This is a genomic window from Paenirhodobacter sp., from assembly GCF_050177655.1.
Lineage (GTDB): Bacteria > Pseudomonadota > Alphaproteobacteria > Rhodobacterales > Rhodobacteraceae > Rhodobacter.
Genome location: NZ_JBFXGV010000030.1, coordinates 1 through 19,429, shown reverse-complemented (window position 1 = coordinate 19,429; position 19,429 = coordinate 1). Strand labels below are relative to the sequence as shown.

The window sequence follows — 19,429 nt, the reverse complement described above, 5'->3', positions numbered from 1 at the left end:
TCTCCGGATCAGAAGCTGACGGTCAGCGTGTCGATATAGCCGCGCCCCTGCACCGGCTTGCCCGCAGCGTCCGAGGTCAGCGGCAGCACGATCTCGTTCGGGCTGTCGCGCATGTCCTCGACCGCCGCATCGACATGGAGCACATAGCCGGCGTCAAACAGCGCATCCTGCAGATCGAGCGTGATCTTGAGCGAGCGCCCCGAGCCGACCGAGGCGCCGGTGATGCCGTCGACCTGCGCGGTATCGCCGCCGGTCGCGGCCTGCCAGCCGCTCAGATGCTTGTAATATTTCGCCTTGCCGCCCGCCATCCAGAGACTGCCGACATAGGCGCCCTGCGCATCGGTGACGTAATAGGCGAGATAGGCGCCATTGCCGCCGTAGCTCTGCATCTGGGTGGTGAAGGTGACGGGCTTCGCCTGGGCGAGCACCGGCACGGCGGTCAGCGCGGTCGTGAGCGCCAGCGCAGTGAGAAGATGTTTCATCGGATGTCTCCTTCGATCGGATCAGTTGACCTGCACCGCGGGCTTTGCGCCCGGGGCGAAAAGGCCGTTCGCGGGCGGCGCGACCGTACCGGCGGGCGCCGGGGCCATCCCCGTGGCACAGCCCGGCTGACCCGGCGCGCAGCCGCGGCCCTCGTCATCGTCGTCGTCCTCGTCGTCGTCGCTTTCGTGGCGCTCGCCCTTGCGGCCGAACCAGCCGCCGTCATCGTCGTCATTCTCGGCGAGGCGGAGCTGCATCGGCGCCGGGGCCGTTCCCGTCGCGGCGGGGCGGGCGGAGAACAGCGCCGCCGGCGCGGCGATCGGCGCGGCGGTGAGCACGCCCGCGACGCTCGTCGCGATCGCGGTGGAAAGGGCCAGAAGGGCAAGTGCGGATTTCATCGGAGTTCCTTTGGATGGGTTGATCTGGGGCCGGTTTCGCCCGCCAAGCTGAGCGCGGGCTGAAGCCGGGGCGTTTTTCGCTTCAGCTTCCTGTCAGCTGGGGCGCACCGGTCCGACCAAGGAAACCTCCGGCGCGCCCCACCCGGGCCGAGGCCCGGGATCAGTGCTCGGGGCGGCGGTCGCGGTCGTGATCGCCCTCGAATTCGCTTTGCACGACGGCGAGCGTCGCCGGATCGAGCTTCAACTCGACCTCGCGGCCCTGCGCGTCGCGGGCGTGGACCTCGTAGCAGCCATCGTCGATCTTGATCCGGCGCACGGTCAGCCCCTGCGCCTCGACCAGCGCCTGCACCGCCGCGCGCGGCTGCCACTCGGCCATCGGCACGCGGCAATGATCCTCGCCGGCGAGCGCCGCACCGGCAACAAGGCACGGCCCGAGCGCGGCGAAGGCGAGGCGGGCAAGGGGGCGGCGGAAATTCGGCATCGGATCCTCCGTGATCGGTTGCCCCCTTCTGCCGCGCGAAACTGACACCAGCCTGAAGCGGCCCCGGCGTGCGGTTCAGCTTGCCGTCAGCTTCGCGCGCAATAAGCTGGCGCAGTTCCGGAGGAGCCATGCGCATTCTGCTGATCGAAGATGACGAGGTGCTCGGCTCGGCCGTGCGCGACCAGATCGCCGCCGACGGCTATCCGGTCGACTGGGTCACGCGGCTCGACGGCGCGCGCGATGCGATGGCGGTGGCGGGATACGACCTGATCCTGCTCGACCTGATGCTGCCCGACGGGCTGGGGCTTGGCTTCCTGCGCGCGCTGCGCACGCGCGGCGACGTCACCCCCGTCATCATCCTCACCGCGCTCGATCAGGTGTCGGACCGGATCGACGGGCTCAATGCCGGGGCGGATGACTACCTCGTGAAACCCTTTGATCTGGCCGAGCTTTCCGCCCGCATCGGCGCGGTGGCGCGGCGCTACTCGGGCAATCCGAACCCGATCGTGACGCTCGGCCCCCTCGCCGTCGATCTCGCCGCGCGCTCGGTGCGGCGCGAGGGCAAGCCGGTCGTGCTCACCGCGCGCGAATGGGCGCTTTTCGAGGCGTTTCTCAGCCGCCCCGGGCAGCTTCTGTCGAAACAGGCGCTCGAGGAGCGGCTTTATTCCTTCGACGACGAGGTCGGCTCGAACACCGTCGAGGTGCATGTGAGCCGGCTGCGCAAGAAGCTCGGCGCCGGGGTGATCGAGACCGAGCGCGGGCTCGGCTACCGGCTGGGGCGCGGATGAGGGCGCCGCATTCCCTTCAGCTGCGGCTTGGCCTTACGGTGGGCGGCGCGGTGATCGCGCTTTGGGCGACGGGGGCGCTCGCCACCGCGCAGCTTGCGCGTTCCGAGCTGAACGAGGTCTTCGATTCCGCGCTCGAGGAGACCGCGCAGCGCGTGCTGCCGCTCGCGGTGAGCGAGATCCTTGGCCGCGAGGGGGCGACCGGGGTGCAGACGGTGCCCGCGATCCGCAGCCACGAGGAGCATTTCACCTATGTCGTGCGCGACGGCGCGGGGGCGGTGCTCCTGCAATCGCATCGCGCCGATCCGGCGGTGTTCCCCCCCTACACCGGCCCCGGGTTCTCGCAGACCGCCGCGCTGCGGCTTTACTCCGACGAGGCGCTGCGCGGCTCGATCACCATCACCGTGGCCGAGCCGCTCGCCCATCGCGCCACCGTCGCGCGCGAGCTGCAGATCGGCCTGCTCGCGCCGCTCGCGCTGATCGTGCCGCTCTCGCTTGCCGCGATCGCGCTGATCCTGCGCTTCGGTTTCGCACCGCTGCGCCGGTTCCGGCTGCGGCTCGCCCAGCGCGGCGCGGCCGATCTCTCCGCGGTCGAGGCGGGCGATCTGCCCGCCGAGGTGCTCCCGCTTGCGCAGACGATGAACGCGTTGCTTGCCCGGCTCGACGCCGCGTTTCAGGCCGAGCGCAGCTTTGCCGCCAATGCCGCGCATGAGCTGCGCACGCCCCTCGCCGGCGCGATCGCCCAGGCGCAGCGGCTGCGGGCGGAGACGAAAGACCCCGCCGCCGCCGCCCGCGCCGGTGAGATCGAGGCCGGGCTGAAACGGCTCACCCGCCTCTCCGAGGGGCTGATGCAGCTCGCCCGCGCCGAGGGCGGCAAGCTGCGCACCGACACGCTGCGCGATCTGCGCCCGGTGGCGCGGATCATGGTCGAGGACACCGCGCGGCTTGCGGGCGCGGCGCCGGCGACGCTCGATCTGCCGCAGGCGCCGCTGCTCTCCGACCTCGACCCCGATCTTTTCGGCATCCTCTGCCGCAACCTCGTCGACAATGCTTTGCGCCACGGCACGCCGGGCGCGCCGGTCGCCGTGCGGCTGACCACCGGGGGGCGGCTCACCGTGGAGAACGACTGCGCCCCCCTGCCCGCCGAAACCCTCGCGCGCCTCGGCACGCGGTTCGAGCGCGCGCCGGGCGCGGGCAAGGGCAGCGGGCTCGGCCTTGCGATCGTGCATGCGATCGTCGCGCGCGCGGGCGGGCGGCTTGCGCTCGCCTCGCCGATTGCCGGCCAGGCGCGCGGCTTTGCCGTCACCGTCGATCTGCCCCTGACACATGAACCCTGACCCTTCCCACCCAGCGAAACCGCGAGGCAAAGATGTCCCCCCTTCCCTACCAGTCGGCCCATGAGGAGCTGCATTTCATCAACCGCTCCGGCTGGCTGCGCGCCGCGGTGCTCGGCGCGAATGACGGCATCGTCTCCGTCGCCTCGCTGATCGTCGGCGTCGCCGCGGCCGACCCCTCGCCCACGGCAGTGCTGATCGCGGGCGGCGCGGGCCTCGCCGCGGGCGCGATGTCGATGGCGGCGGGCGAATATGTCTCGGTCTCCTCGCAATCCGACATCGAGCGCGCCGATATCGCGCGCGAAACCGCCGCGCTGCGCGACACGCCCGAGGAGGAGGAGCGCGAGCTCGCCTCGATCTTCGAGAGCCGCGGACTGAGCCAGGCCACCGCCGCGCTGGTCGCGCGCGAGCTGACCGAAAAGGACGCGCTCGGCGCCCATGTGCGCGAGGAGCTGGGGCTGAGCGAAGTGCATGCCGCCAATCCGCTGCAGGCGGCGCTCGCCTCCGGGCTAACCTTCTCGGTCGCCGCGGCGATGCCGTTGATTGCCGCGGTGCTTGCCCCGGCGGGACAGGTGATTCCGACCGTCGTCGGCGCGACGATGGTCTGCCTCGCCGCGCTGGGTGCGCTGGGCGCACGCGCGGGCGGCGCACCGATGGGGCCCGCGACGCTGCGCGTGCTCTTCTGGGGCGCGGCGGCGATGGCGATCACCGCGGGCGTCGGCCGGCTCTTCGGCGTCAGCGTCTGAGGCCCGGGCGCCGGCGGCACCGCTCACCAGCGCAGCAGCCGGCGCCCGACAACCGCGCCCAGCGCGGCGCTGATCCCCATGCCGAGCCCGTACCAGGTGACGTAGAACATCGGCGAATCCTCGGGGCAGTGCAGCGTGTAACCGACCACCGCGAAACCGCCGACGGCGAGCCCGTAAAGCCCGCCGGTCAGCGCCGGGCGGGTGCTTGCGCCGCGGCGCAGGGCGGCGAGGCCCAGGCCGAGCGGCAGCGCCGAGACGAGCGTGATCGAGAGCAGGCACGCCGCGGCGGTCTGGCCCATCAGCTCGGCCAGCTCGCCCCCGGGCGGGGTTTCAAGGGCGCGCGCGGCGAAAAGTGCCACCGCCACGGCAAGCGGCGCAAGCAGCGGCCAGAGCGGCACGCGCCGCCCCGGATGGGTGCTCGCCAAAGCGGCGGCCAGCGCGAGCAGCCCGATCGCAAGCGGCAACAGCATTTTCGCCGCGACCACCGGCTGCGCGATCGCGGCGAACCAGTCGGCGCGCAGGCCAAGCACGGCCAGCAAGCCGCACAGGCTTGCCGCCAGCCCGGCGCCGGCCAGGGCCAGCATCCGCCCCGGGGCGAGCGGCGCGGGCGCCGGCGCCGCGGCAAGCCGCGCGATGAGGGCTTCGGTCTGGTCTGGGGTGCTCACGACCTCATCCTTTCGCAATCTGGGCCAGGCGTTTCAACGCGCGATGCAGCGCCACCCGCGCCGCCCCGGCGGAAAGGCCAAGCGCGCCGCCCGCCTCGGCCGCGGTTTCCTCCTCGAGCGCGACGGCCCGCACCAGCGCCGCCGAACGCGGGTCGATCTGGGCAAGCAGATGCTCGGCGTCGCGCCCGGCGAGCGGTGTCGCCTGATGCGGATCGGCGAGCATCTCGGCGAAGGGCTCGATCGGCAGATGGATCGCCGCACCGCGCCGCCGGCAGGCGTCGATCAGCTTGTAGCGCGCGATCGCATGGACCCAGGGCCGCACCGGCGCGCCGGGGGTCCAGCTCTGCCGCTTCAGATGGATCGCGAGCAGCACCTCCTGCAGCACGTCCTCGTGCTGATCGGGCGGCAGCGCCCCGCCGCGCGCGCGCAGGATGGTGCGGATCGACGGGCTCACCGCGCGCAGAAACCGCGCGAGCGCCTGCCCGTCACCGGCATTCGCGCGGGTCAGCAACTGCTCCCAGCTTTCGTCCTCGGCCAAGGTGCCCTCCGCCCGTGCAGCGCCCCTGCGCGCCAGTCTAGCCCCGCCGCCTGCCCCGCGGCAATCCATCGCCGCAGCCGGCAAAAGGCAGGCCCCCGCCACCTCAGCGCCCCGGCTCGAGGCCGAAGGCGCGGTCGAGCGAGAACCGCCCCGGCCCGAGCACGACGAGCGCGAAAAGCGCCGAGGCCCAGAGCCCGTGGGTGATCCAGGCCCCGGGGTAGACGAAGATCTCGATCACCGCGGTCATCCCGATCAGCCCGAGCGCGGCGAAGCGCGTGAAGAGGCCGGCGATCATCAGCGCGGGCAGCAGATGCTCGGCCGTCGTCGCCATCACCGCGGCGATCTCGGGCGGGATCAGCGGCAGGGCGTATTCGTTCTCGAAAAGGTAATAGGTCGCGGGCTTGATCGTGAAGCCCTCGACCTTGGTGCGCCCCGATTGCAGGAAGACGAGCGCGGGAAAGATCCGCAGCGCAAGCGAAACCGCGTCGGGCGGCACCCGGCCGAGCGCGCGGTTGAGGGCGGGGATCGGGGTCATGCGGGGCCTCCTTCGCAAAGCGCGCCCGCGCGCATCAGCGCGACGAGGAGCGGTGTGGGATCAGGCGCGGCGGCCTGCGTCGCCGCCTGCGCCAGCGTCTCGCCCCGGTCGAGCGCGGCGATCAGCGCGGCCTCGGCGGGCGTGATCGCGCGCACCGGCACTTCGAAGGCGCGGTCGCGCAGGATCAGCGCGATCTCCGCGCCGGCGGGCAGATCGGCGGGCCCGGGCGTGGCGCCCGGCTGATTGCGCGCCCAGACCGTGACCGCGGGGGTCTCGAGCCGCAGCACGATCACCGACGGGTGCAGCGCGAGGCGCAGCCGCGCCGGATCGGCACCGGCCAGCCGCGCGGGATCGAGCGGCGCGGCATTGGCGGCGTGAAAGGCCTGCCCGCGCGCCAGTTCGATCCGCGCGACATCGGCCATATAGGGATAGGGCACGAGCGGCGCGCAGGCGGCGAGGAAAGCGGGGAATTCCGCCCCCCATTCGTGCAGCACCGGGCTTTGCGGCGGATGCGCGGCGATGAAATCGCGACCGAGCGCGGCGAAGAATTCCGCACCGGTGAGGCGGCGGATCACCGGAAAGCGGCGCGCGAGCGCGGCGCCAAGGCTGACGGCGACGTTGTTGCGATAGACCGCGAAGCGGCGCGGGGCCTCGGCGCCAAGCCCGGGCGGCAGCGCCGCGCCGCCCAGCGCCGCGCCGAAGGCGGCCTCGGTCTCACGATGCAAGCGCATGGCGCCCCTCCCCGCGCAGGATCGCCGAAACGCGGTCGGCCTCGGCGGCGAGCACCGGCCAGTCGGGGACATCGTTGTCCCATTCGACCAGCGTCGGCAGCGGCCCGGCCAGCGCGATCACCTCGGCGTAAAGCGCCCAGACCGGGTCGGCGACCGGCGTGCCATGGGCGTCGATCAGCAGCGGACCGGAGGGCAGCTCCTCGCGCGCATGGCCGCCGAGATGGATCTCCCCCACCGCGGCAAGCGGAAAGGCGGCGAGCATCGCGCGCGGGTCGCGGCGGTGATTGGTGCAGGAGACGAAGAGGTTGTTGACGTCGAGGAGCAGCCCGCAGCCGGTGCGCGCGGCGATCTCGCGCAGGAATTCGGTCTCGGGGATCGTCGTCTCGGCGAAGGTCACATAGGTCGCCGGGTTCTCGAGCAGCATCCGCCGGCCCAGCGCGGCCTGCACCTCGTCGACATGGGCGCAGACGGTGGCAAGCGTCTCCTCGGTATAGGGCAGCGGCAGCAGGTCGTTCAGATAGGCGCCGTCGTGGCTCGACCAGGCGAGATGTTCGGAGAAACTTTCCGGCGCGTAGCGGTCGCAAAGCGCGCGCAGCCGGCGCAGATGCGCGCGGTCGAGCCCGCCGGCGCCGCCGATCGAGAGCCCCACCCCATGCACCGAGAGCGCGTGATCGGCGCGCAGCGCGGCCAGCTGCGCATGCGGCAGGCCCCCCGCGCCCATGTAATTCTCGGCGTGGATCTCGAAGAAGGCGACGCGGGCGCGATCGGCGCGGATCGCGGGGAAATGCTGCGGCTTGAAGCCGAGGCCGGCGGCGGCGGGCAGATCGGGCATGGCGGTTCCTCCGGAGGGGCAAGGGGGCGCGGACGGGCCGCGCGCCCCGGATCGGTGCGGCGGCGTTACTTCGCCATGTCGCGCTCGAGCGGCGTGAGCGAGCCGTGCCGCGCCATGCCGTCCATGCCCGCGGGCAGCATCATCTCGGTGCAGGTGCCGGCGGGGACGAGCTTCCAGGAATTGCCCTGGTAGTCGACCTTCGAGGTGCCGGCGCAGGTGGTGCCGGGGCCGGCGGCGCAGTCGTTCTGCCCGGCAAGCGCGATGCCGTAGCATTTCTCCATGTCGGCGGCCTGCGCGGGCACGGCGGCCATCGCGCCGAGCGCGCAGAGCAGCGTGGCGCCCAGCGTGAGCTGCGGGGCGAGGCGGGGGGTCGGTGCGGTCATCAGAGGTCTCCCTTGTTGCTGAGGAAGGGCGGCTCTCCCGTCCCTTCCCCAAGCAATTCGCACCGCCCCGGCCGATCGTTACGCCGCTCACGCAGGCGTGATCGCGCCCTGTGCCGCCCCCCGAAAGGAACGGGCCGCCCCGAAGGACGGCCCGGAAGATCCTGCGCTGGCGTTCGGGCCCCTCAGGCCGCCTTCTTGCGGCGCCCGAAGAGCAGGTTCGTCAGCACGAAGAAGAGCGGCACGAAGAAGATCGCGAGCGCCGTGCCCGAGAGCGTGCCGAAGAAGGTGGCATAGCCGATCGCCTCGCGCGCGCCGGCCCCGGCGCCGGTCGAGAGGATCAGCGGCACCACGCCCAGCGAGAAGGCCATCGAGGTCATCAGGATCGGACGGAAGCGCAGCCGCGCCGCCGCCACCACCGCTTCACGCGCGGTTTCGCCCATGTGCCGCATTCGGTCGCGGGCGAATTCGACGATCATGATGCCGTTCTTGCCGGTCAGCCCGACCACGGTGAGCAGACCCACCTGGAAATAGACGCCGTTCGACTGCCCGCCGATCCAGGCGCCGATCAGGGTGCCGAGGATGCCCACCGGCATCGCCAGGATCACCGCGATCGGGATCACCCAGCTTTCGTAAAGCGCGGCGAGGCAGAGGAACACCACCGCAAGCGAGAGCGCATAGAGCATCATCGCGCCATTGCCGGCCTGCTTCTCCTCGAGCGAGAGGCCCGACCATTGCAGCGAGAAGCCGGGCGGCAGCTGGCTGGCCAGACGCTCCATCTCGCTCAGCGCCTCGCCCGAGGAAACCCCCGGCTTCGACGAGCCCTGCACCTCCATCGCGGGCAGCGCGTCATAGCGCACCACCTGCTGCGGGCCATAGACCCATTCCTGCGTCGCGAAGGTCGAGAGCGAGACGAAATCGCCATTCGCGTTCGGCACCCGCCAGAGGTCGAAGTCCGAGGGCGTCGCGCGCGCCCAGGGCTCGCCCTGAACGTAAACGCGCTTCACCCGGCCGTCATAGAGGAAGTCGTTGACATAGGTCGACGACCAGACGGTGTTGAGGAAATCGCCGACCTCGGCCGCGGTGAGCCCCACCGCGCCGGCCTTCGGCCAGTCGATGTTGAGCTTGAACTGCGCGGCATCCTCGACGCCGTTCGGGCGCACCGCCATCAGCTTGTCGCTTTGCGAGGCCATGCCGAGAAGCATGTTGCGCGCGGCCAGAAGCTCATCGTGGGTCTGCCCGGTGCGGGCCTGCAGGAAGGCGGTGAAGCCGTTCGAATTGCCCAGTTCGAGCACCGGCGGCGGCACGATCGGGATCACCATCGCCTCGTTGATGCCGCCCATCAGCGGCCCGAAGGCACGCCCCGCGATCGCCTCGGCGCCGTTTTGCGGCCCCACGCGCTCTTCCCAGTCCTTCAGCTTGACGAACATCATCGCCATGTTCTGGCCCTGGCCCGCGAAGGAGAAGCCCACCACCGAGAACACCGAGGCGACATTGTCCTTCTCGGCGTTGAGGTAATATTGCTCGGCCTTCTCGACGACCTTCTTGGTCTGCTCGGCGGTGGTGCCCGAGGGCGCCTGGATGATCGTCATCAGCACGCCCTGATCCTCGTTCGGCAGGAAGGAGGTCGGCGTGCGCATGTAAAGCGCGCCCATCGCCGCGACGATAAGCGCATAGACGACGACGCCCTTGAACGGGTTCGCCACCACCCATTTCACGATCCCGCCATAGCCGCCGGTGATCCGGGTGAAGCGGTTCTCGAAGCCGTTTGAGAAGCGCGCCGCGATCCCCGCCTTCGCCCCCGAATGCGGTTTCAGCATCGTCGCGCAAAGCGCCGGGGTGAAGACGATCGCCACGATCACGGAAAGCACCATCGCCGAGACGATGGTGACCGAGAACTGCTTGTAGATCTCGCCGGTGGAGCCGCCGAAGAAGGCCATCGGCACGAAGACCGCCGAAAGCACCATGGCGATGCCGACGAGCGCGCCGGTGATCTCGCCCATCGACTTCTTCGTCGCCTCCTTCGGCGAGATATGCTCCTCCGCCATGATCCGCTCGACGTTCTCGACCACGACGATCGCGTCGTCGACCAGAAGCCCGATCGCCAGCACCATCGCGAGCATCGTGAGCGTGTTGATCGAGAAGCCGAAGGCCGCCATCACCCCGAAGGTGCCAAGCAGAACCACCGGAACCGCGAGCGTGGGGATCAGCGTGGCGCGGAAATTGTGCAGGAAAAGCAGCATCACGAGGAAGACGAGCGCGATCGCCTCGAGCAGCGTATGCACCACCGCCTCGATCGAGAGGGTGACGAAGGGGGTGGTGTCATAGGGGATCACATAGCTCATCCCCGAGGGGAAATAGGGCGCGATCTCCTCCAGCCGCGCCTTCACGAGCTTTGCCGTATCGAGCGCATTCGCCCCCGAGGCGAGCTGGATCGCCATGCCCGCCGAGGGCGCGCCGTCGTAATAGGCCTGGATCTCGTAATTCTCGGCGCCGAGCTCGACCCGCGCGACGTCGCGCAGCAGAACCATGCCGCCGTCGGTATCGGCGCGCAGCACGATGCGCTCGAAATCCTGCGGCGTCTTGAGCAGCGACTGCGCGGTGATCGTGGCGTTCAGGAGCTGCCCCTCGGGCGCGGGCTGCGCGCCGAAGGCACCCGCCGAGATCTGCGCGTTCTGCCCCTGCACCGCGGCGATCACCGTCGCCGGCGCCATGTCATAGGCCTTGAGCTTCTGCGGATCGAGCCAGATCCGCATCGCATATTCCGAACCGAAGACCTGCACCGAGCCCACCCCCGGCAGGCGCGAGAAATTCTCGACCATCGAGGAGTTCATGTAGTCGGACAGCTCGACCTGATTGCGCGACTTGTCGGGCGAGATCAGCGAGACGACCATCAGGAAGCCGGTGGTCGACTTCTTCACCGTCACGCCCTGGCGCGTCACCGATTGCGGCAGCGCGGCCTCGGCCTGGCTGAGCTTGTTCTGCACCTGCACCTGCGCGATGTCGGGGTTGGTGCCGAGCTTGAAGGTCAGGGTGATCGTCGCGCGCCCGGTCGAGGTGGTGGAGGAGTTGATGTAGCGCAGCCCGTCGAGGCCGGTCATCTGCTTTTCGATCACCTGCACGACGGTATCGGCCACGGTTTCCGCCGAGGCGCCGGGATAGGTTGCCGAGATCACCACCGAGGGCGAGGCGATCGAGGGATATTGCGAGACCGGCAGATTGAGGATCGAGAGCGCGCCGAGCCCCATGATGACGATCGCGATCACCCAGGCGAAGATCGGGCGGTCGATGAAGAAACGCGCCATCTCAGTTGCCCTCGCCCGCCGCTGCATCCGGGGCGGCAGCCGGCGCGGGGGCTTCGCCCTCGGCCGGGATGATCTCGACCGGGGCGCCGACCCCGGTCTTCTGGAAGCCCGAGGCGATCACCTGATCGCCGTCGCGCACGCCGTCGGTCACGATCCAGTCGGAGCCCGAGGAGGTCGCGACATGCACCGGACGCTGCGCCACGGTCCCCTGATCGACGACCCAGACGAAGGGATTGCCGCCGCGATCGCGCATCACCGTGCTTTGCGGCAGCGCGACGGCGCCGCGCGCCATCGCCTGCGGCAGGTCGACCTCGACATACATCCCCGGAAGCAGCAGGTGATCGGGGTTCTGGAAGGTCATGCGCAGGGTGATCATGCCGGTCGTCGGTTCGACATTGGGTTCGGCCGCGGCGAGGTGGCCGGTCTCGTGATAGATCGAGCCATCGGCGAGGATCAGCTTCGCCGCGCCGGTCGCGCGCATCTCGCGGCCCTCGGCGGTCGAGGTCAGGCGCAGGATGTCGGTCGCCGACTGGGTGACGTCGACATAGACGGTGTCGAGCGCGCGGATCGTGGCGAGCGCGGTCGTCTGCTGTGCCGCGACCAGCGCGCCGGTCGTCGTCTGCGAGAGGCCGATGACGCCCGCGATCGGGGCGCGGATCGTGGTGCGGTCGAGGTCGATCTCGGCGCTCATCAGCTGCGCCTGCGCCGCCTGCAGCCCGGCATCCGCCGCCTGCCGCGCGGCCACGGCGGAATCGCGTTTCTGCGCCGAACCGGCGTTATTGCCGAAAAGCTCGATCGCGCGTTTCTCCTCGAGCACGGCAAGGTCGCGGTTCGCCTTCGCCTGCGCCACGGCCGCCTTCGCCGCCGCGACCGCGGCCTGATAGCTCTCGTCCTCGATCTTGTAGAGCGGCGCGTCCTTCGCGACCGAGGCGCCCTCGGTGAAGAGCCGCTCGCGGATGATGCCCGAGACCTGCGGGCGCACCTCGGCCACGGTCGAGGCCTTGATCCGCCCGGGCAGCCGCGCGGTGAGCGGGAAATCGGCGGCATGGGCGGTGACGGTGGTGACGCGGGCGGGGCCCTGCGCCTGCTGCGCTGCGAGCGGGGTGGCGGCGAGGGTCAGCGCCAGAAGCGGCAAGACCCTGAGCGGGGGGAGGACGGGCATGAGGGATACCTTCGGATCTGGGGAGGAGAGAGGGATCAGCGCGCGCCGCCGGCAGCGGCGACGGCAAGGGTGATGAAGTCGGAGGCGCGCTGGCGTTCGGCCGCCGCAAGGCCTTCCTGCGCGGAAAGATAGCTGCGCTCGGCATCGAGGACGGACATGAAATTGCCTTGCCCGTAGCTGAAATTGGTGCGCGAAAGATCGACCGCCTCGGCGCTCGTGCTCACCAGCCGGCTTTGCGCGGCGATCGCGCGGCCGTCGCGGTTATAGGCGGCAAGCCCGCTCTCGACCTCCTCGATCGCGGTGAGCACCGCCGCCTCCCAGGCGAGTTTCGCCTGCAGCGCGCGCGCCTCGGCGCCCTTCAGATTGGCGGTGTTGGCGCCGCCGGTGAAGATCGGCAGGTCGATCTGCGGGCCCACCGCCCAATAGCTGATCGAGCCGGCATGGCGGATATTCGTCGGCGTGATCGAGCCCGAAAGCGAGATCGAGGGGTAGAAAGCGGCCTTCGCCACGCCGACCTGATAGGCCGCGGCGGCGTAATTGCGCTCGGCCATGCGCACGTCGGGGCGCGCCGCGATCACCTGCGCGGGCACGCCGACGCTCGCCTTGAACCGCGGCTTCGGCTGCGGCGCGCCGCGTTGCAGCCGCGGGCGCAGCGTCGCGCTGCGCTCGGCGGTCAGCGTCGCGAGCGCGGCCAGCGCCTGGTCGAAACCGGTCTCGAAGGCGGGGAGTTGCGCCTCGCCCTCGGCCACCAGCTGCTCGGCCTGGATCTGGTCGAGCCGCGCGGCATCGCCCGCCTCGACCTGCGCCTTCGTCAGCTCGAGGCTGCGCTTGCGGCTCTCGATCGAGCGCTTCGTCAGCGCGATGCTTTCCTGGTTGTAGCGCAGCGTGACATAGGCCTGCGCGATCGCGCTTTCCATCACCAGCCGCGCGACATCGGCCGAGAGATAGGCCGCGTCGAGCTGCGCCGCGGCGGCCTTGCGGCTCATCCGGTTCGCCCCGAAAATGTCGAGCAGCCAGCTCACGCCGAGCCCCGCCGAGGTGGTGGAGCGGGTGCCGGTGCCCTGGGTGTCGCCGCGCGTCGCGGCGGCCGAGCCCGAGACCTGCGGCAGATCGGCCGCCCCGGTCGCCGCGGCCGTGGCGCGCGCCTCCTCGATCGCGGCAAGCGCCTGTTGCACCGAAAGGTTGCGCGCCTGCCCTGCCTCGATCAGCCGGTTCAGCTCCGCGTCGCGGAAGGAAAGCCACCAGTCGCGGCTTTCGGCCGCGCTCCCGCGCGCAGGCGCCGCGCCGTCGAAGCGATCGGCCACCGCGGCCTCGGGCGCCTGATAGTCGACATCCGCGCAGGCGGCGAGCGCCAGGCAGGAGGCCGCCCCCCAGAGGAAAGACCGGCGCGACGGCGCGCGCCCCGAAGGTTCAGTGAGTTGCAATGCCATGTCCCGTTCCTGTTGCCGGGCACGTTCACGCACCGCGTCGGATGCCCCGCGCCCCTGTTCGCTCGATGACTGCGGAATTACATACATTCATGTATGGATGTAAATAACGAATTGCGTCATAAGGCGGCCTTGACGCACAGACTGTGTGAGGAGAGGAACAACAGGACCGGCACGCGCCCCCGGGGGAGGCCGCGCGCCGGGGCCGCAGGGCAGGAGGAAACCGGGTGAGACGATGCAAGGCGGACGCGGAACAGACGCGGCTGAAGATCCTGGACGCGGCCGAGCTTTTGTTCAGTGAGCGCGGAATCGCGCTCACCACGCTCGAGCAGATCGCCCGGGCCGCCGGCGTCACGCGCGGCGCTTTCTACTGGCATTTCAAGGACAAGACCGCCGTCCTCACGGCGCTGCACGAGTCCATTTCCGCCCCGCAGCTCGCCCTGATCCGCGCCGCCTCCGAACAGGAGACGCTGGAAGACCCGCTCGAATTCCTCGAATCCACCGGGCGCGATTTCCTCGCCCTTTTCGCCGCCGACCCGCGCCAGCAGCGCATGCATATCATCCTTTCGAACGCGGCGCTGCCGGAGGAGACCCGCGCCTGGCTGACGGCCCTGAACGCCGAGCTCTGGCAGGTCTTCCGGCGGCTCCTCGACCGGGCGGACAGCGCCAATCTGCTGACCGACCGGCTCACGCCGGAGGAGGTGACGATCTCGCTGATGGTGATGTTCAGCGGGTTGCTGAACGAATGGCTTCGCGGCGGCAAGATGTTCGATCTGTCACGCACCGGCGGGAAACTGCTCCATCACCACATCAGCTCGCTCCGCCGCGCCGATGCGCCGTGAGCCGCCGCGGGAATGGCCCGGCACATCCCGCAGGGCAACGCCCCGTCGGCACCGCGGCCACGGCCGGAACGCCGGGGCCGTCACATCGTCGGGCGTCTGGGCAGGTTGGCCGCATGGGCCGCAAGCGCCGCGAAATGCTGGCTGACGACGAAATGCCCTGCGTTTTCAAGGCATAGAAACTCCGCCTGCGGCAGATCCTTCAGCATCGCCTCGACCCCGTCGGGCGGGCTGATCGGGTCGTCCGCGCCATGGATGAAGGACATCGGGCACTCGAGCGCCTGCAGATCGGCAAGCCAGTTGCGCTGCATGCCCTGCAGCTCATCCATCGACGAGCTGCTGGCGACCGTCGCGATCAGCTGCAACCATTCGAAGAAATGCGCCTGCCCGCAGAGCGCCTCGACCATCGCCAGATCGGGCGGCGAGTGGCGATAGAGATGCGCGAGCCCCTTTTCGGCCAGCGCGGGAACTCGGGCGAGCGCGTTGTAGATCCGCGCGAGCCCGGCGTTCACCCGCCGGTCGCGCCGCAGCCGCGCCGATATTTCCCCGTAAAGCGTGATCTTCTGCCCGGCGTCATGCTCCGGCCCGGGCGTGGGCGTCGCCGCCAGCAGAAGATGCTCGACCAGCCCGGGGTTGTGGCGCGCGAAATGCACCGCCCAGGAGACGCCGATGCTTTCCCCCAGACAGACCAGCGGCCCCTCGGTCAGATGCGAGAGGGTCTCGCCCAGCGCGCGGGTCAGATGCGCCATGCGCATATCGGCGTCGAAGGGCATGTCCTGCCCCAGGAAGTGGCGCGGCACCACGATCCAGCGCAGGTTGTGCGCGCGCAAGACCTCGGTCATGTCGTCATGGAACACCACCGGCGAAAGCATGGTGTGGAAATAGAGGACCGGCCGGCCATGGCGCGCGCCGAATTCCCAGACCGGCAGATCCCCGCCAGTGCCGACCGAGATCGTGCTGGTCACCACATCGCCGCCGAACTGCCGTTTCACCAGGGCGCATTCCGGCTTGTGCTGCGCGCTCGGCAAAAGCGCGTCGAGCAGCCTTGCGGTCAGTTCCATCGTCAGACTGCGCAGCAGCGCGGTCTGGGTTCTTGCGCCGAACTTGTCGAGCACCACGCGGATCTGCTTGCGCTTGGTGTCATAGGCGGCCCCCAGCGCCGCGGCGGCGGATTTCAGATCGAGACCGCAAAGCAGCTGCGCAAGCAGATCGTATTCGCTGGGCGCGAGCTGCAGCCCCGGCGGCGCATCGCCGGCCAGCGCGACAAGCTCCGCCGGGTCGATCCGCACCGCGACGAAGGCCAGATGGCCCGGCGCATTCCCCCAGCGATCGAGCCGGTCGTAAAGGAAATAGAGCGCCCGCTCGGCAAAGACGAAGGCGCATCCGGCCGCGGAGTTCTGCGGCATCAGCAGCTGCGTCGGAAACACCGCTTCTTCTGACAGCAAGGGTGCGATCTGCCGCGCGCCGAGGCGGTCATAAAGGTTCACCGACAGGCCGCAGCGCGCGAAGTTGCGGCGAAAGAACCGCTCGCTCGCGCTTTCATGCGTCGTGCGGGTCAGCAGTTCCTCTTCCGGGGGCAGGGTTCGGTCGGGGCCGGTCGGCAGCACCGAGACCAGCGTCTCGAGCAGTTGCGAAGGCCGCGGCTTGCGGGACGGCAAAGGCATAGGGGCAGAACCGGTTCGTCAGGAATGGGGTGAAATCCGTGTCCGACATGCGGCGCCGACGCGGGGCGAGCCCCGAAACAGTCGACCCCCCGGGCGCCCGAGGCAAGAAAAACCGTCCTTCTTCGGAAATATTCGCCCCAAAGGCACATGAATTGATCATGCCCCCCAAAAGGGGGGCGAGGCGGATCTGGCACCCCCCTAGCCTGTCCCGAGCCGTGCAGCCACCGGGGCAGACGGCAGCGGACCGGAGAAAGCCCATGCCGCATGGCACTGAAATTCATGGGGAAATCGTGGCGATGCCACGTCTGTCTGTGCCCGATCTGATCTGGCTCGACGTCGCGCCAGATGGCGAGGTTCTGGCGCAGGGCCCGGCGCCGGAGGGGGCGGGCGGCCCAGCGATGCCCCCCGGCGCGCTGCTCTCGGCGCTGCCGCGGGAGGTGCTGCGTGACGCGCTCGCCGCCGCCAACCGGCGCGACGATCCGGAGCCGACGGTGCTGCGCCCGACGAATGCGGCGGTGCGTTGGCTGCGGCAGGTCAACGTTCTGCCCTGCGTGCCGGGGCGGATTCGGATCGTGCTGTTTCTCGCGCCCAGCCCGGCGCAGACGGCCGAAGCCGAGCCGCCGCATCTGAGCCCGCGCGAGAAGGCGGTGCTCACGCTCCTTGCGGCGGGGCGGCGGCGGGACCGGATCGCCTGGGAGCTGAACATCTCCTTGCCGACCGTCGACATGCACAGCCGCAACCTGCGCCAGAAGCTGAAGGCGCAGACGCTGTCGGAAGCGGTCGCGACCGCGGCGCGCTGCGGGCTGATCCAGCCGGATTAGGCCGGGACGGGCATCGGAGCGCGCGGCGGAGGGCGGTGCCTGCCCCGGGGCGGCGCGGGCACCGCCCCGGGGGTCGATCAGGCCTGCACGAAGGCCAGAAGATCGGCGTTCAGCACCTCGGCATTGACCGTCAGCATGCCGTGCGAGAAGCCGGGATAGGTCTTCAGCGTGCCGTTTTTCAGCAGCTTGATCGCCTTCAGCGCGGCGTCATGGATCGGCACGATCTGGTCGTCCTCGCCATGCAGCACCAGCACCGGCACGCCGATCGCCTTCAGATCCGCGCTCTGATCGGTTTCCGAGAAGGCCTTGATCCCCTCGTAATGGGCCTTGGCGCTGCCCGTCATCCCCTGGCGCCACCAGTTCTGGATCACGCCCTCATGCACCGTCGTCCCCGGGCGGTTGAAGCCGTAGAACGGCCCCGCGGGCACGTCGCGGAAGAACTGCGCCCGGTTCGCGGCAAGGGCCGAACGGAAACCGTCGAAGACCTCGATCGGCAGCCCCTCGGGGTTTTCCGCGGTCTGGAGCATCAGCGGCGGCACCGCCGAAACCAGCACCGCCTTCGCAACGCGGCCCGCGGGCTCGCCATGCCGCGCGACATAGCGCGCCACCTCGCCGCCGCCGGTCGAATGCCCGACATGGACGACATTGCGCAGATCGAGCGCCTCGACCACGGCGAAGGCATCGGCGGCGTAATGGTCCATGTCATGGCCGTCCGAGACCTGGGCCGAGCGGCCATGGCCGCGGCGGTCATGCGCGACGACGCGGAACCCCTTCGACAGGAAGAACAGCATCTGCGCGTCCCAGTCGTCCGAGCTCAGCGGCCAGCCGTGGTGGAACATGATCGGCTGGGCGTCCTTCGGCCCCCAGTCCTTGTAAAAGATCTCGGTGCCATCGGTGGTGGTGACGTAACCCATTGTAAACACTCCTTCGGGTTTGGCGAGGGCAGCTTGGGACCAGCTTCCTGCAACCGCGGCCGCAGCGGCCGTGATCAGAAGCTGGCGTCGGGTAAGTGCGATCTGCATGGCCTGTCCTCTTGGTTTCGACCCGAACCGTTCTAGGTGGTGCGCTGCGCCGCGACGCGTGGCGGAACTGACAACAACCGAGGCAAAACCGACAATGCCCCCCTCCCCGACCCCGATCGCCGAGATCGGCCTGCTGATCTACCCGGACTGTCAGCTTTCGGCGGTGCACGGGCTGACCGACCTCTTCCGCATCGCGGGCGAATGGTCCGAAACACCCGAGCGGGTGATCCGCGTCTCGCACTGGCGGGCGGAGGCGGAGGGCGTGCGCCCGGTCTGGGACAGCCACCCTGCCGAGCGCCATCACCTCACCCATGTCATCGCGCCGCCAAGCATCGTGATGCCCGAACGGATGCCGCCGCAGCCCGCCAGCGCCGACTGGCTGCGCCGCCGTCACGCGGAGGGCACGACGCTCTGCTCGGTCTGCGCGGGGGCCTTCGTGCTGGCGGAGACCGGCCTTCTGGACCACCGCCGCGCGACGACGCACTGGGCCTTTGCCGATCAGCTCGCGCGGCGCTTCCCCGAGATCCACCTCGCCGAGGAGCACATGGTCCTCGACGAGGGCGACATCGTCACCGCGGGCGGTATCCTCGCCTGGACCGATCTGGGGCTGACACTGGTCGAGCGGCTGCTCGGCCCCTCGACCATGCTGGCGACGGCGCGTTTTCTCTTGATCGAGCCGCCGCGGACGAGCCAGCGCCCCTTCGCAAGCTTCATCCCGCGCTTCGATCACGGCGACGAGGCGATCCGCCGCGCGCAGCATCACCTGCATGCCCATGCGGCGGACCCCCTGCCGCAAAGCGACTTGCAGGCGATCGCGGGGCTGACCGAGCGCACCTTCCTGCGCCGCTTCACCGCCGCGACCGGGCATCGGCCCAAGACCTACCTGCAGCAGGTGCGCATCAGCAAGGCCCGCGCCGCGCTCGAGACCGGGACCGAGGCGATCGAGCAGATCGCCTGGCAGGTCGGCTATGGCGATGTGGCGGCCTTCCGCAAGAGCTTCCAGAAGCTGACCGGGATGACGCCGGCCGCCTATCGTCAGACCTTCGGCCCGGCACGTCCCCCCGCCGGGGCGTGACGGCCCCGCGCGGGAGGCAAGCCGATCATTCCCCGCCCGCGATGGTCTGCGCCGCGGCGAGCGCCGCCCGGACATGCGCGGGAACCGGGATCTTCGTCCGGCTGGCCCGCGCGACGAAGACCGAGACGAACCGCGCCTCGAAGGCCACCTGCCCGCCCTGCTCCCCGGTCACCGCCATGGTGACCGAACTCCTGCCGACCCGCTCCGGG

Annotated in this window: 21 protein-coding genes; 6 read left to right on the top strand and 15 right to left on the bottom strand. The window is 70.1% G+C overall.

Features of this window, described 5'->3' with window-relative positions; translation table 11 throughout:
* Window positions 1-8: 8 nt before the first annotated feature.
* From AB7U46_RS11555 to AB7U46_RS11545, 3 genes are all read right to left on the bottom strand, one after another.
* Window positions 9-482 carry a DUF2271 domain-containing protein gene (locus AB7U46_RS11555; protein ID WP_428337125.1) on the bottom strand — a complete coding sequence of 158 codons (474 nt, stop codon included), beginning with the start codon at window positions 480-482 and terminating at the stop codon, window positions 9-11.
* Between the two features lie 21 nt (window positions 483-503).
* Window positions 504-878, bottom strand: a complete 375-nt coding sequence (locus tag AB7U46_RS11550; protein ID WP_428337124.1) for a hypothetical protein — start codon at window positions 876-878, stop codon at window positions 504-506.
* Window positions 879-1,038: 160 nt separating this feature from the next.
* Window positions 1,039-1,359 carry a PepSY domain-containing protein gene (locus tag AB7U46_RS11545; RefSeq protein ID WP_428337123.1) on the bottom strand — a complete coding sequence of 107 codons (321 nt, stop codon included), beginning with the start codon at window positions 1,357-1,359 and terminating at the stop codon, window positions 1,039-1,041.
* A 128-nt stretch (window positions 1,360-1,487) separates the two neighbouring features.
* Here AB7U46_RS11545 and AB7U46_RS11540 point away from each other — a divergent pair, with 128 nt between their 5' ends.
* From AB7U46_RS11540 to AB7U46_RS11530, 3 genes are read left to right on the top strand one after another with little or no spacing between them, the layout of a single operon-like run.
* Window positions 1,488-2,147 carry a response regulator transcription factor gene (locus tag AB7U46_RS11540; RefSeq protein WP_428337122.1) on the top strand — a complete coding sequence of 220 codons (660 nt, stop codon included), beginning with the start codon at window positions 1,488-1,490 and terminating at the stop codon, window positions 2,145-2,147.
* Window positions 2,144-3,481 (top strand): ATP-binding protein, encoded by a 1,338-nt coding sequence (locus tag AB7U46_RS11535; protein ID WP_428337121.1) that lies wholly within the window; start codon window positions 2,144-2,146, stop codon window positions 3,479-3,481. Before AB7U46_RS11540 ends, AB7U46_RS11535 begins: the two co-directional genes overlap by 4 nt.
* Window positions 3,482-3,513: 32 nt before the next feature.
* Window positions 3,514-4,224 carry a VIT1/CCC1 transporter family protein gene (locus tag AB7U46_RS11530; protein WP_428337120.1) on the top strand — a complete coding sequence of 237 codons (711 nt, stop codon included), beginning with the start codon at window positions 3,514-3,516 and terminating at the stop codon, window positions 4,222-4,224.
* Window positions 4,225-4,247: 23 nt separating this feature from the next.
* Here the strand turns inward: AB7U46_RS11530 and AB7U46_RS11525 are convergent, their stop codons facing one another.
* The 9 genes from AB7U46_RS11525 to AB7U46_RS11485 all read right to left on the bottom strand — a co-directional run bounded on the left by AB7U46_RS11525 (window position 4,248) and on the right by AB7U46_RS11485 (window position 13,802).
* The gene (locus tag AB7U46_RS11525; protein ID WP_428337119.1) at window positions 4,248-4,889 is read right to left on the bottom strand and encodes an NrsF family protein; all 642 of its coding nucleotides are present in this window, start codon (window positions 4,887-4,889) and stop codon (window positions 4,248-4,250) included.
* A gap of 4 nt (window positions 4,890-4,893) precedes the next feature.
* The gene (locus tag AB7U46_RS11520; RefSeq protein ID WP_428337118.1) at window positions 4,894-5,427 is read right to left on the bottom strand and encodes a sigma factor; all 534 of its coding nucleotides are present in this window, start codon (window positions 5,425-5,427) and stop codon (window positions 4,894-4,896) included.
* Between the two features lie 103 nt (window positions 5,428-5,530).
* Window positions 5,531-5,962, bottom strand: a complete 432-nt coding sequence (locus AB7U46_RS11515) for a DoxX family protein (protein WP_428337117.1) — start codon at window positions 5,960-5,962, stop codon at window positions 5,531-5,533.
* On the bottom strand, window positions 5,959-6,693 hold the full coding sequence (locus AB7U46_RS11510) for a DNA-binding domain-containing protein (protein ID WP_428337116.1): 735 nt from the start codon (window positions 6,691-6,693) through the stop codon (window positions 5,959-5,961). The genes AB7U46_RS11515 and AB7U46_RS11510 overlap by 4 nt, the downstream gene beginning before the upstream one ends.
* On the bottom strand, window positions 6,677-7,525 hold the full coding sequence (locus AB7U46_RS11505; RefSeq protein WP_428337115.1) for a DUF692 domain-containing protein: 849 nt from the start codon (window positions 7,523-7,525) through the stop codon (window positions 6,677-6,679). Before AB7U46_RS11505 ends, AB7U46_RS11510 begins: the two co-directional genes overlap by 17 nt.
* Window positions 7,526-7,590: 65 nt before the next feature.
* Complete coding sequence (locus tag AB7U46_RS11500) at window positions 7,591-7,836, bottom strand: DUF2282 domain-containing protein (RefSeq protein WP_428337145.1); 246 nt, start codon at window positions 7,834-7,836, stop codon at window positions 7,591-7,593.
* Window positions 7,837-8,090: 254 nt separating this feature from the next.
* Window positions 8,091-11,210, bottom strand: a complete 3,120-nt coding sequence (locus tag AB7U46_RS11495; RefSeq protein WP_428337114.1) for an efflux RND transporter permease subunit — start codon at window positions 11,208-11,210, stop codon at window positions 8,091-8,093.
* Window position 11,211: 1 nt separating this feature from the next.
* A complete protein-coding gene (locus tag AB7U46_RS11490; protein WP_428337113.1) occupies window positions 11,212-12,372 on the bottom strand; it encodes an efflux RND transporter periplasmic adaptor subunit in 1,161 nt (386 codons plus the stop codon).
* A 35-nt stretch (window positions 12,373-12,407) separates the two neighbouring features.
* The gene (locus AB7U46_RS11485) at window positions 12,408-13,802 is read right to left on the bottom strand and encodes an efflux transporter outer membrane subunit (protein WP_428337112.1); all 1,395 of its coding nucleotides are present in this window, start codon (window positions 13,800-13,802) and stop codon (window positions 12,408-12,410) included.
* A gap of 224 nt (window positions 13,803-14,026) precedes the next feature.
* Here AB7U46_RS11485 and AB7U46_RS11480 point away from each other — a divergent pair, with 224 nt between their 5' ends.
* Window positions 14,027-14,641 carry a TetR family transcriptional regulator gene (locus AB7U46_RS11480; RefSeq protein ID WP_428337111.1) on the top strand — a complete coding sequence of 205 codons (615 nt, stop codon included), beginning with the start codon at window positions 14,027-14,029 and terminating at the stop codon, window positions 14,639-14,641.
* Window positions 14,642-14,721: 80 nt separating this feature from the next.
* Here the strand turns inward: AB7U46_RS11480 and AB7U46_RS11475 are convergent, their stop codons facing one another.
* The gene (locus AB7U46_RS11475) at window positions 14,722-16,302 is read right to left on the bottom strand and encodes an alpha/beta fold hydrolase (protein WP_428337110.1); all 1,581 of its coding nucleotides are present in this window, start codon (window positions 16,300-16,302) and stop codon (window positions 14,722-14,724) included.
* Window positions 16,303-16,598: 296 nt separating this feature from the next.
* Here AB7U46_RS11475 and AB7U46_RS11470 point away from each other — a divergent pair, with 296 nt between their 5' ends.
* Window positions 16,599-17,123: a LuxR C-terminal-related transcriptional regulator gene (locus AB7U46_RS11470; protein WP_428337109.1), complete on the top strand. Its 525-nt coding sequence runs from the start codon at window positions 16,599-16,601 to the stop codon at window positions 17,121-17,123.
* A gap of 77 nt (window positions 17,124-17,200) precedes the next feature.
* Here AB7U46_RS11470 and AB7U46_RS11465 read toward each other — a convergent pair whose 3' ends face one another.
* Window positions 17,201-18,037 (bottom strand): alpha/beta fold hydrolase, encoded by an 837-nt coding sequence (locus AB7U46_RS11465; protein ID WP_428337108.1) that lies wholly within the window; start codon window positions 18,035-18,037, stop codon window positions 17,201-17,203.
* 202 nt (window positions 18,038-18,239) lie between these two features.
* Here AB7U46_RS11465 and AB7U46_RS11460 point away from each other — a divergent pair, with 202 nt between their 5' ends.
* The gene (locus tag AB7U46_RS11460; RefSeq protein WP_428337107.1) at window positions 18,240-19,220 is read left to right on the top strand and encodes a GlxA family transcriptional regulator; all 981 of its coding nucleotides are present in this window, start codon (window positions 18,240-18,242) and stop codon (window positions 19,218-19,220) included.
* Between the two features lie 25 nt (window positions 19,221-19,245).
* Here the strand turns inward: AB7U46_RS11460 and AB7U46_RS11455 are convergent.
* Window positions 19,246-19,429: hypothetical protein (locus tag AB7U46_RS11455; protein WP_428337106.1), on the bottom strand; the 184-nt coding region annotated here is incomplete at its 5' end.